The organism is Neisseria subflava (assembly GCF_003044645.1).
GTDB lineage: Bacteria > Pseudomonadota > Gammaproteobacteria > Burkholderiales > Neisseriaceae > Neisseria > Neisseria subflava_B.
Map to the genome: position 1 here is coordinate 72,026 of NZ_POXL01000009.1, position 11,897 is coordinate 83,922.

General features: G+C 50.2%; 10 protein-coding genes. 3 read left to right on the forward strand and 7 right to left on the reverse strand.

Annotated elements, in window-relative coordinates:
* Positions 1–62 precede the first annotated feature (62 nt).
* From DBY97_RS10215 to rph, 3 genes are all read right to left on the reverse strand, one after another.
* On the reverse strand, positions 63–713 hold the full coding sequence (locus DBY97_RS10215; protein ID WP_107858251.1) for a hypothetical protein: 651 nt from the start codon (positions 711–713) through the stop codon (positions 63–65).
* Positions 714–1,041: 328 nt separating this feature from the next.
* The gene (locus DBY97_RS10220) at positions 1,042–2,262 is read right to left on the reverse strand and encodes an aspartate kinase (protein WP_070583623.1); all 1,221 of its coding nucleotides are present in this window, start codon (positions 2,260–2,262) and stop codon (positions 1,042–1,044) included.
* A 171-nt stretch (positions 2,263–2,433) separates the two neighbouring features.
* Complete coding sequence (gene rph, locus DBY97_RS10225) at positions 2,434–3,162, reverse strand: ribonuclease PH (RefSeq protein WP_107810222.1); 729 nt, start codon at positions 3,160–3,162, stop codon at positions 2,434–2,436.
* Between the two features lie 137 nt (positions 3,163–3,299).
* On the opposite strand from rph, the gene DBY97_RS10230 reads away from it, so the two are divergent.
* A complete protein-coding gene (locus DBY97_RS10230) occupies positions 3,300–4,187 on the forward strand; it encodes a YicC/YloC family endoribonuclease (protein WP_432760706.1) in 888 nt (295 codons plus the stop codon).
* A gap of 846 nt (positions 4,188–5,033) precedes the next feature.
* Positions 5,034–5,984 carry a bile acid:sodium symporter family protein gene (locus tag DBY97_RS10240; protein ID WP_107858252.1) on the forward strand — a complete coding sequence of 317 codons (951 nt, stop codon included), beginning with the start codon at positions 5,034–5,036 and terminating at the stop codon, positions 5,982–5,984.
* A gap of 68 nt (positions 5,985–6,052) precedes the next feature.
* On the opposite strand, the gene DBY97_RS10245 is transcribed toward DBY97_RS10240, so the two are convergent.
* Complete coding sequence (locus tag DBY97_RS10245) at positions 6,053–6,598, reverse strand: TIGR00645 family protein (RefSeq protein ID WP_107858253.1); 546 nt, start codon at positions 6,596–6,598, stop codon at positions 6,053–6,055.
* 196 nt (positions 6,599–6,794) lie between these two features.
* On the opposite strand from DBY97_RS10245, the gene DBY97_RS10250 reads away from it, so the two are divergent.
* Complete coding sequence (locus DBY97_RS10250; protein WP_101755424.1) at positions 6,795–7,565, forward strand: sulfite exporter TauE/SafE family protein; 771 nt, start codon at positions 6,795–6,797, stop codon at positions 7,563–7,565.
* 49 nt (positions 7,566–7,614) lie between these two features.
* Here DBY97_RS10250 and DBY97_RS10255 read toward each other — a convergent pair whose 3' ends face one another.
* The 3 genes from DBY97_RS10255 to DBY97_RS10265 all read right to left on the reverse strand — a co-directional run bounded on the left by DBY97_RS10255 (position 7,615) and on the right by DBY97_RS10265 (position 11,749).
* On the reverse strand, positions 7,615–9,210 hold the full coding sequence (locus DBY97_RS10255; RefSeq protein WP_070645472.1) for a peptide chain release factor 3: 1,596 nt from the start codon (positions 9,208–9,210) through the stop codon (positions 7,615–7,617).
* A 231-nt stretch (positions 9,211–9,441) separates the two neighbouring features.
* On the reverse strand, positions 9,442–10,566 hold the full coding sequence (locus DBY97_RS10260) for an NADH-dependent flavin oxidoreductase (protein WP_107858254.1): 1,125 nt from the start codon (positions 10,564–10,566) through the stop codon (positions 9,442–9,444).
* 118 nt (positions 10,567–10,684) lie between these two features.
* On the reverse strand, positions 10,685–11,749 hold the full coding sequence (locus tag DBY97_RS10265) for a 2,3-butanediol dehydrogenase (protein WP_107858255.1): 1,065 nt from the start codon (positions 11,747–11,749) through the stop codon (positions 10,685–10,687).
* Positions 11,750–11,897: the final 148 nt, after the last annotated feature.

The following is an 11,897-nucleotide window of genomic DNA, read 5'->3' on the forward strand; positions in this document are numbered from 1 at the left end:
AGGGTTTGGAAAGGTGGTATCGATGTTGCCGATACCACCGCTATTTATCGGAAACAATAGGCTTATTGGGAGTATTTTTTGCCTAAAGCTTCGGCAGCTTTTTGTATTTCTTGATTGGCTGCACGCAGGGTTTCTTGCAATTTTTGAGATTTTTCTTGGAAATCATTGGCAAATTTGAGCGAATCTTTATCTTTGCCGTTGATAGTCAGCTCAGAAGCATGTTTGCCAGCATAAATCATCATGTTGTTGGCAGCACTGCTGACTTGTAATGCACGATCCAGAACTGCTTTGATTTCAGGATCTTTGATGTCGAGGGCAGCTGCGCTCTGATGGAATTGTTCCAGTGCGGCAGTCAGTTTGTTCATCTGCTCCAAAGCTTCTTTTTCTTTATTTTGGTTAGCCAAGTTTTGCAATTCTAGGCCTAGCTGAGTAATTTTTTGAGCTTCTTCACCGGTTGTGAAGTGAATGAATTTTTGCAATTCGGCAAGACCGTCTGGAGATTTTTTATCGGAAATGACGATAGGTTCGGCCAGTTTAGGATCTGCTTCCGGGAATTCACTCAGGGCTTTTTCGTATTTGTTGGCCGGGCTAGATTCGCTTTGGGCAACTTGTTCTGCCGGTTTGTCGCTGCTGCCTTTATTGCCGGAGTCGCCGCAGGCTGCCAGTAGGGAAGCGGACAAGATCAGCATACCGAATTTGTTTAATACGTTCATATTAGGATTCCTTCTTAAGTTAGGGGAAACGGGAAAATTTGTTTTTATTGATGAGTGTAGATAATTATTTGTACTTTTGTTCTATTTTATTACAAATTTGTTTATTTTTCATAAATTAGGTTAAGTGGTATGTTTTTGGAATTAAACGGCAAAGATGGATGGTTATAAATTTTTGAATGCATAATGAAATTAACAAGGGTAATAAGGTTGGCTATGCTGTTTTGAACTAAAGTAGATTTTTTTATTAAGATATTGTTGGTTGATGCGATAGGAATAAAAAGGCCATCTGAAACAATAAAGTTTCAGACGGCCTTTTGATTGGCTGGAATTAGTTGCCCAAGTCGAATGCTTTATGCAGAACGCGGGTGGCCAGTTCCATGTATTTTTCGTCAATCAGGACGGATACTTTGATTTCGGAAGTTGAAATCATTTGGATGTTGATGCCTTCTTCTGCGAGGGTGCGGAAGATTTTGGCGGCTACGCCGACGTGTGAACGCATGCCCAAGCCGACTGCGGAGACTTTGCATACGGTGTCGTCGCCGTCGATGTAAGCGGCGCCGATGCTGTCTTGGCGTTGTTGCAGGAGTTCGATGGTTTGTTTGTAGTCGCCGCGTGGAACGGTGAAGGAGAAGTCGGTTGTGCCTTCACTGCCGACATTTTGGATGATCATGTCGACTTCGATGTTGGCATCGGCAACTGCGCCGAGGATTTGGTAGGCAACGCCGGGTTTGTCAGGTACGCCGCGTACGTTGATGCGTGCTTGGTTTTTGTCGAATGCGATACCAGTTACGGCTGCTCTTTCCATGTTGTCGTCCTCTTCAAAGGTAATCAGGGTGCCGTTGCCGCCATCTTGCAGGCTGCTGAGTACGCGCAGGCGCACTTTGTATTTTCCGGCGAATTCTACGGAGCGGATTTGTAAAACTTTTGAGCCGAGACTGGCCAATTCGATCATTTCTTCAAAAGTGATCGTATCCATGCGGCGCGCTTCGGGTACGACGCGCGGGTCGGTGGTGTAAACGCCGTCCACGTCGGTGTAAATTTGGCATTCGTCGGCTTTGAGGGCTGCGGCGATGGCAACGGCGGAAGTGTCCGAACCGCCACGGCCGAGGGTTGAGATATTGCCTTCGCTGCTGATGCCTTGGAAACCGGCTACGATAACGACTTTACCGGCGGCCAAATCGGCACGCATTCTTTCGTCGTCGATATTTTCGATGCGGGCTTTGGTGTGGGAAGTGTCGGTTTGGAGGGCGACTTGCCAGCCGGTGTAGCTTTTGGCGTCAATGCCAATGTCTTTCAGGGCCATGGCCAGTAGGCCGATGGTTACTTGTTCGCCGGTGGCAAGGACGACGTCCAGCTCGCGCGGATCGGGATGCTCTTGCATTTCGTGCGCCAGTGCGACCAGTCGGTTGGTTTCGCCGCTCATGGCGGATACGACGACTACGATGTCGTGTCCTTCGGCGCGGGCTTTGGCGACACGTTTGGCTACGTTTTTGATGCGTTCGGGCGAGCCTACTGATGTGCCGCCGTATTTATGTACGATTAACGCCATGTTTCGTGCTTTCTTGTGGGGGTTGTCGGGCAGCTTGGTTTGCTGGAAAAAGGGTTATTATTACTATTTTTTACATGAAATTCAAGGATGGGACGCGCTTTTTTGAGTAAATACGCATAAAGGGGTTTGGTTAAAAAAGGCCGTCTGAAAGTTTTCAGACGGCCTTGCTGATTATCGGGCCAAAAGGGCGGCCTGCTGGTGTTGAACCAATTCGGCAATGCCTTTATGCGCCAAGGCAATCAGCTTGCCCAATTCTTCGATGCTAAACGGTGCGCCTTCGGCTGTGCCTTGGATTTCGATGATTTTGCCGTATGCGGTCATGATGATGTTAACGTCGCTGTCACATCCTGAATCTTCGGGATAGTCCAAGTCTAAAAGCGGTACACCACCCACCACACCGGCAGAAACGGCGGCAACGGCTTCACGGATCGGATTTTCGCTGATAAGGCCGTCTGAAAGGAGTTTGTCCACGGCGATTTGCAGGGCAACGTAGGCACCGGTAATGGAGGCGGTACGCGTGCCGCCGTCGGCTTGGATGACGTCGCAGTCAATCAGGATTTGGCGTTCGCCGAGTTTTTCCATATCGACGACGGCACGCAGCGAGCGGCCGATCAGGCGTTGGATTTCTTGTGTGCGACCGGACTGTTTGCCCGCGGCGGCCTCGCGGCGCATACGGGAGGCGGTGGAAGCCGGCAACATGCCGTATTCGGCAGTCACCCAGCCTTGTTCTTTACCGCGTAGGAAAGGGGGAACGTTTTCATCGATGGAGGCAGTGCAAATCACTTTGGTGTTGCCACACTCGATAAGGCAGGAGCCGTCGGCGTGTGGCAGGAAATTGGGGGTAATTTTGATGTTGCGCAGGCTGTCGGCGGCGCGGCCGGTGCGGGTGTAGTCGCTCATGATGGTCCTTTGGGGGAATAAAAAATAGGCTGCCTTGAATTATAGAGGAATTTGGCACCAAAGGCCGTCTGAAAATCGTCGGTCGGGTGTGTTATAGTATCCGTACTTTCACTCGTATTTGGAAACGGAGTAAAACCATGGCTACAAGACGAATTATTCAAATCCACAGCATGACCGGCTTTGCCAATGCCGCAGGCGAATGCGGCGGCAAGCGGATTAATTTGGAAATCCGCGCGGTCAACCATCGTTATTTGGATGTCCAATTCCGTATGCCGGAAGAGTTGCGTTATTTGGAAGGCGCATTGCGCGAACAGATTGCCGCGGCTGTGGCACGCGGTAAATTGGAGTGCCGCGTCCAGCTGCAAGATGCGGCTTCGGGCGGGCAGACTTTGGAAGTCAATCAGGATTTGGTCTCACAGCTGGCGCATTTGAACAAAGAATGGCGCAAGGAACACAATTTCGGCAAGCTGAGCGTGGCCGACGTTTTGCGTTTCCCCGGCGTTTTGGCAGGCCAGAGCGAAGACTCCGAGGCTTTGGCGAAAGGTGTCAAAGATTTATTGACCGGCGCTTTGAAAGAGTTCACAGCCGCCCGCAAACGCGAAGGCAAAAAACTGGGCGAACACCTGCTGCAACGTCTGGACGGCATGGAAGAGATTGTGGACGCTTTGAACGAATTGTTCCCAAGCCTTCTGCAAGCGCATATGGACAAAGTCAAAACCCGTTTGGCCGAAGCCGTCGGCAATATCGACAACGACCGCTTGCAACAAGAATTTGCTTTGTTTATCCAGAAATCCGATGTAGATGAGGAATTCAGCCGTTTGCGCACCCATATCGCCGAAGTGCGCCGCATTGTTACCGAAGGCAAGGGCAGCGTAGGCAAACGTTTGGATTTCCTGATGCAGGAGCTCAACCGCGAAGCCAATACTTTGGGCAGTAAGGCCATCGCCGCCGAATGCACGCAAGCGTCGGTTGAACTGAAAGTCTTAATCGAACAAATGCGCGAACAGGTTCAAAATATCGAATAAATCGATAACGAACAGATAAAACAAGGCCGTCTGAAAAGTTTCAGACGGCCTTTTATCAATCAATTTCAAGTAAACAAAGAGATTCAGGCATGATCATTAAAGGCAAGCTGGTTATTACGATGGATTATAAAGCGGAGGAATGAAATCTGCTTACTGGTAAAAAAGCGAAATTCTTAACCAATATGGTTAATACCGGTGCTGTTGTTGGTGACCAAAACTAGATAATTAGTTTGAATACGATTGAACTGTTATGGAAAAAGCCGTAAAGCATTTTGCCTGATTCGAACAGGATCACACGGGGGCTTGTGCCACCGCTCCCTTTCCATTTGGTAACCCATGCTTTACGGCTTTGTTAAAGACAATATACTGATGGTCAAGATAAAAATCAACACAGATGCTCTGCAAAAAGCTTAAATGCTATTGCACAGCGTACAAGTAATACCCAGCCATTGATGACGCAACTTGCCCGTATCATGCGCAATGCGGTACTGGACAACTTCGAGACGAGTGGCCACTATGCTATCAAGGTAAAGAAGTTTTTTCTGCTACTGTTGAGCGTGACGATGGGCATGTCATAGATTTCACCATTATCGCCTGTTCGGGAAACATGACCGATGAGGAAAAAAATGAGTCCTGAAGAATGGTATCGTTGGCGGAATGAAAGATTGAAAAAGGAGCGAGAAAAATAGTTTATTCACCCTTCAGTTTTATGACTATAAAGGGCGGGGTAGGTCATTCATGTTTGAAATATCAAACGCGGTTATTGCCAGAGCTGTATATAAAAGTTAATATCCGTTAAATTATGGCAATTATTGTCATGATAAAAACATACACAGGAGAAAAATAATGAACTTTCTGACCGCTATCAGTCGGCAAATGACCCGCTTCACCGCTCTGATCATCGTCCTTGCTTCCATCATCGCCTTTATCGAACCTGCCACTTTTTCGTGGGTAAAAGGCGATACGCAAGTCGTCGTACTCGGCATCATCATGCTGGGTATGGGCATGACTTTGGGCAAAGAAGATTATCAAATTTTGGCGCAACGTCCGCTCGATATTTTCATCGGTGCCATCGCCCAATATACGATTATGCCCTTGCTTGCCATCGGTATTGCCAGAGCCTTCGACTTGTCGCCAGGATTGACGCTGGGTTTGGTTTTGGTCGGTACTTGTCCGGGCGGCGTTTCATCCAATATCATGAGTTTTTTGGCTAAAGGCGATGTCGCCTTTTCAGTCGGTATGACCACCGTCTCCACCGTCCTCGCGCCTGTGATGACGCCGCTGTGGATGACTTATTTGGTCGGACAAACCGTCGAAATGGACGGCTGGGGTATGTTCAAATTTATGCTGCTCGTTACCCTGTTGCCTGTCGTTATCGGTTCTGTCGCCAATATCTTGCTGCATAAAAAACATTGGTTTGAAGACGTGCGCGCGATTATGCCTGCCGTTGCCGTTGTTGCGTTTGCCTGCATCGTCGGCGGCGTTGCTGCCGTTCATGGGCACCGATTTGCCGAATCCGCCTTCGTGATGGTACTTGCCATCGCTGCCCACAACATCGGCGGCTACATCCTCGGCTATTACAGCGGCGCGCTGACCGGTATGAACACCGCCAAAAAACGCACCCTTGCCATCGAAGTTGGCGTACAAAATGCCGGACTTGCCACCGGTTTGAGCGCTAAATTCTTCCCCGGTAATGCCGAGTCTGCCGTTGCCGCCGCCGTTGCCTGCGTTTGGCACTCTGTGTCAGGAACGGTTTTGGGTAACTTGTTTGCCTGGTGGGACAAGCGTAAGCAATAAGCTGTAAACATTGCCAGATAATAAAAGGCCGTCTGAAACACTTCAGACGGCCTTTTGATTGTTTTTTATCAATGCGCTTTATGTGTCGTGCTGTACACGATTTTGTCCGTTAAAGCCATGGCGAGGGCGGAAATCAGGAAGCAGATGTGGGTAATACATTGCCACATGATTTGTTTTTCCGACAGATTGGCGGCGTTGAGAAAGGCTTGCAGCAGATGGATGGAGGAAATGCTGATGATGGACATCGACAGCTTAACCTTTAAAACCGAAGCATTGACATGGCTGAGCCATTCGGGCTGGTCGGGATGTTCGTCAACGTGGAGGCGGGAAACGAAGGTTTCGTAGCCGCCGACAATGACCATGGTCAACAGGTTGGCAATCATCACGACATCAATCAGGTTCAATACGGCGATCATAATGGTGTTTTCATCCATGATGCTGAAATTGGATACCAAGTGCCACAGGGATTTGAGGAACTTACAGGCATAAATGACTTGGGCGATAATCAAGCCTATATAAATCGGCAGTTGCAGCCAGCGGCTGGCGAAAATGAAATGCGCGAAGATACCCATTCGTTCGTGGGCTGTGCGTTTGGTCGGGGTGGAATGTTCCATAAAATGTGTTGTGTGTAGGAAAGATAAGGGGCGGCATTTTAATGGAAAAGTTTTTAAGCTGCAATTTGAGTGGCTGAATTTAAAAAGAAAGGCCGTCTGAAAACAGGATATGGCTCCTTGTTTTTCAGACGGCCTTGTAGGTTGTCAGGACAGGCAAATACGCGCAAAATCGCTTTGCTTTTTAGAGATGGACATTATGCTTGCAGATTCGTTTTTTTATTATCTGGTGTTGGTCGGCTTTGCCGCAGGGCTGATGGATGCGGCGGTTGGCGGCGGAGGGCTGTTGCAGATTCCCGGATTGTTCAACCTATTGCCAAACGCTACGCCTGTGGCCTCGGTGATGGGTGTCAATAAATTTGCTTCCTGCTGCGGCACGTTGACCGCGACGGGGCAATATCTGCGCCGAATTCCCGTGCCGTGGAAAATGCTGTTGCCTGCCGCGGCGTTGGCGTTTGCCGCTTCATATTTGGGCGCGAAAACGGTGGTGTATTTCCCCGTGCAATACATGAAACCGGCAATGCTGGTCATCATGATTGCCATGTGTTTGTACACTTTTTTGAAAAAAGACTTGGGGCAGACGGTGCGCACTGAAAAGCTGACGCGCCGTGAAACCTTATGGGGCTTATTTTTCGGTGCATTAATCGGGTTTTATGACGGCGTGTTCGGGCCGGGAACGGGCAGCTTGTTGGCTTTTGTATTCGTCCGCTTTTACGGCTATGATTTTTTAGCGGCGAACGCTTCGGCAAAGGTCATCAATTCGACCACCAATCTTGCCGCGCTGACGTTTTTTATCCCGCAAGGCCATGTCGCGTGGGCATGGGCGATACCGTTGGCGGTAGCGAATTTATGCGGCGGCGTGGTCGGCGCGCGCTTGGCAATGCGCGGCGGAACCAAGCTGCTACGTTACGGATTTATGTTGCTGCTGTGCCTGACCATTGGGAAGTTTGCTTGGGATTTATTGGGTTGATATTGAATGAAAAAAAGGCCGTCTGAAAGTTTCAGACGGCCTTTGCATTTTACAGTTTAACCGAATGCTCGCGTGTTTCGTGGAATACGATATCCGGCCAGCGTTCTTGTGTCAGATTTAAGTTTACGCGGTTAGGCGCGAGGTAGGCGAGGTTGCCGCCTGCGTCTATCGACAGATTGCCTGCATTGGCTTTTTCAAATTCCGCCAGCTTTTTCTTATCTTCGCAAGATACCCAGCGTGCCGACCAGATGGATGCGCTGTCGAACACGGCTTCTACGCCGTATTCGTTGGCCAGTCGCGAGGTAACGACTTCAAACTGCAACACACCGACCGCGCCCAAAATCAAATCTGCGCCGCTCATCGGTTTGAAAACCTGTACCGCGCCTTCTTCGCCAAGCTGTTGCAAGCCTTTTTGCAGTTGCTTGATTTTCAGCGGGTTTTTGATGCGGACGCTGCGGAACAGTTCGGGCGCGAAGAATGGGATGCCGGTAAACGCCAGTTGTTCGCCTTCAGAAAAGCTGTCGCCGATTTGGATGTTGCCGTGGTTCGGGATGCCGATGATGTCGCCGGCGTAGGCTTCTTCCACCAGCTCGCGGTCGTGTGACATGAACGTAACCACGCTGGAGGCGGCGATTTCGCGGTTGATGCGCAGGTGTTTCATCTTCATGCCGCGCTCGAATTTGCCGGAGCAGACGCGCAAGAAGGCAATGCGGTCGCGGTGTTTTGGGTCCATATTGGCTTGGATTTTGAAGATAAATCCGGAGAATTTCGGCTCGTCCGGCTCGACCATGCGTACGGTCGCATCGCGCGGTTTCGGCGCAGGCGCCCATTCAATCAATGAATTGAGGATTTCCTGAATACCGAAGTTGTTAATCGCAGAGCCGAAGAACACGGGTGTGAGTTCGCCGGCGAGGAATTCGTCAAGATTAAATTCATTGGAAGCCGCCTGTACCAATTCGATTTCGTCGCGCAACTGTTGGATTTCCAATGGAAAGCGTTGTTCCAATTCAGGATTGTCGATACCTTTGATGATGTCGAACTCGTGTGGCAGACGCTCGCCACCTGCGTCGAAGAGATAGATTTCATCGTTCAGGATGTGGTACACGCCTTTGAAGTTTTTGCCCATGCCGATTGGCCAGGTTACGGGCGCGCAGCGGATTTGCAGGATGTTTTCCACTTCGTCCAGCAACTCCAACGAATCGCGTACTTCGCGGTCGTATTTGTTCATGAACGTGACAATCGGCGTATTGCGCAGGCGGCAGACGTTCAAGAGTTTGATGGTTTGCGCTTCCACACCTTTTGCCGCGTCGATGACCATCAAGGCGCTGTCCACGGCGGTCAATACGCGGTAGGTATCTTCGGAGAAGTCTTGGTGTCCCGGCGTGTCCAAGAGGTTGACGGTATGGTCTTTATAGTCGAACTGCATTACGGACGAGGCCACGGAAATGCCGCGCTGCTTCTCGATGTCCATCCAGTCGGAGGTGGCGAATTTGCCGGTTTTCTTACCTTTTACCGTACCCGCGCTTTGAATCGCACCTGAAAACAGCAGCAGTTTTTCGGTCAGCGTGGTTTTACCCGCGTCAGGATGGGAGATGATGGCAAACGTGCGGCGGCGGCGCACTTGGTCGAGGATTTCTTGGGACATGGTTTTCTTTGTAAAAGGTTTCAGGCCGCTTTTTCAGACGGCCTGAAGGATATGGGTGTTGGAAAACAGGCTAAAATAAGGGCGTGTGCAACACGCCCTGCAATAGATTGAAAGATGCGGAATTGTACAAAAAAATGCTTGATAATTCAATGTTTGCACCAAAACAAAGGCCGTCTGAAAAGTTTCAGACGGCCTTTTGCTATGAATCGATGATTAAATATCCATCGGTTTCTATTCCGCACCTTTTACCGGCGGCAGCCATGATTGCGTACCGCTGGAGGCAAATCCCCACAAGGTGTCTGGGAGGCCGTAATGGTCGGCGCGTGTCGGATCGAGTTGTGTTTCGATTTCATCTTCGCAGCCTTCACGGATTTGCGTGGCGATGTGCGGATTGAGCATAACGGTTTTGCCCAATGCGATAAATTCCGCCCAGCCGGTTTCATAAGCGGCCAGAATTTGATCGGCAGTAAACAGGTTGCCTACGCCGATAAGCGGCAGTTTGCCGTTGATGCGTTCGTGGATGAACTGCATACGGGTTTGCGCGGTATCGCCGCCGCGACGGATTTTTTTATTAAATTCCCACAAGGAAACGTGCAGATATTGCAGCGGTTTTTGCACCAATGCGTCAATCAGTGCGCCGGTTTCGATCATGGTTAAGCCGTCATCGCCCGGTTCTTCAGGGGAGAAGCGGTAGCCGATAATGAAGTCGTCGCGCTGGTGTTTTTCACGGACGGCAACCACGGCATCGACAACGGCCAGTGGGAAGCGCATTCTGTTTTCCAAGCTGCCGCCCCATTGGTCGTTGCGGCGGTTGCTTTGGGCGGAGTAAAACTGTTGGATTAAATAGCCGTTCGCGCCGTGGATTTCCACGCCGTCAAAACCGGCACGAAGCGCCAAATCGGCGGCTTGCGCATAAGAGGCGATGAGTGCCTCGACTTCTTCTGCGGTCGCTTCGCGTGCGTGTTCGGCTTCGCTGGCGGAAGCGCTGATTTTGTCGAGACCGTCCAAAAGGTCATCAATGGCTTTGGAACCGCCGTGATGGATTTGCAAAATCGCTTTTGCGCCTTGCTGTTGCAGGATTTGTGCAGTTTCTTTCAGGCTGTCGAGGCAGTGTTCGCCTGTGGCTTCAGGTTGGCCGTGAAAGGCTTTGCCGTCTTTTTGAACCAAAGTGGCGGCAGTGATAAACAGGCCCATATCGCCTGCGCGGTTGCTGAGGAAGGTACGCTCTTGGTCGCTGATCAAACCGTCGGCGTGTGAGCCGAAATGGGTCATAGGGGCGACGACAAGGCGGTTTTTGATGGTTACGCCGTTATTGAGGGTGTATGTTTGGAAGAGTGGGGCGTATTTTGGATTCATGAGATTTTGCTCTTGATAAGTGAATGGTTGGCAGAGGATTGGGCCATTCGGGAATTTATCAAGTACACAGGCCGTCTGAAAAGTTTCAGACGGCCTGTTTATTCTTTAAACCTTAGGATTAAAGATTGGGATTAACAATGATTTTTACTGCGGATTCATTGTTGTGGATCAAGCGCTCGAAGCCTTCGGAAATCAATTCGTCCAGTTTGATGCGTTGGGTGATGAAAGGCTCAAGGTTGATTTTGCCTTCTTCAACCAATTTGATGGTTTCGGCGTGGTCGTTGCAGTAGGCGATGGTGCCGCGCACGTCCAGCTCTTTCATCACAACGCTGTGGACGTTGATGGTGGCGGGGTGGCTCCAAATAGATACGATAACGACTTTTGCAGTCGGACGGCATGCTTCGACCATGGTGTCCAGCACTTTGTTAACGCTGGTGCATTCGAATGCGACGTCCACGCCTTCGCCGTTGGTCAGTTTTTTCACTTCTTCGACGACATCGACTTCGGATGGGTCGAGGATGTAGTCGGCAACGCCGGCTTCGCGTGCTTTGTCTTTACGCGCTTTACTTAATTCGGTGATGATGACTTTGATGCCTTTGGCTTTCAATACGGCAGCCAACAGCAAACCGATTGGGCCTGCGCCGCCAACTAAGGCAACATCGCCTTCTTTCGCGCCACTGCGTACATAAGCATGGTGGCCGACAGACAGAGGCTCAATCAAAGCAGCTTGGTCCAATGGAATTTTGTTGGAAATAGGGTGTACCCAACGGCGTTTAACGGCGATTTTTTCAGACAAGCCGCCACCGCAGCCGCCCAAGCCGATGAAGTTCATGTCTTTGGAGAGGTGGTAGTTGCTGCCTTCGCCGGTCGGTACGTCGTCGCGGATGATGTAGGGTTCAACGACAACGTGTTGGCCGACTTTGATGTCGTCCACGCCTTCGCCTACGGCATAAACCACGCCGGAGAACTCGTGACCCATGGTTACAGGGGCTGACTCGCCGGAGATTGGGTGCGGATGGCCGCAAGGCGGAATGAAAATCGGACCTTCCATGAATTCATGCAGGTCGGTACCGCAGATACCGCACCACGCAACATTAATGCCGACCGTACCCGGAGCTACGGTTGGCTCGGGAATGTCTTCGATGCGGATGTCGCCTTTGTTGTAAAAACGTGCTGCTTTCATTGTAACGCTCCTTTTTTAAAGTGGAGGCCGTCTGAAAAAGACGGTCAATTGGGGAAAGGGAAGCAGTGTGGCGTGTGAAATGTTTTTATTGATATGTTTTATGTTTGTTATTTTACTACTGATAATATGGAAATGGTTTGTCTTTGCT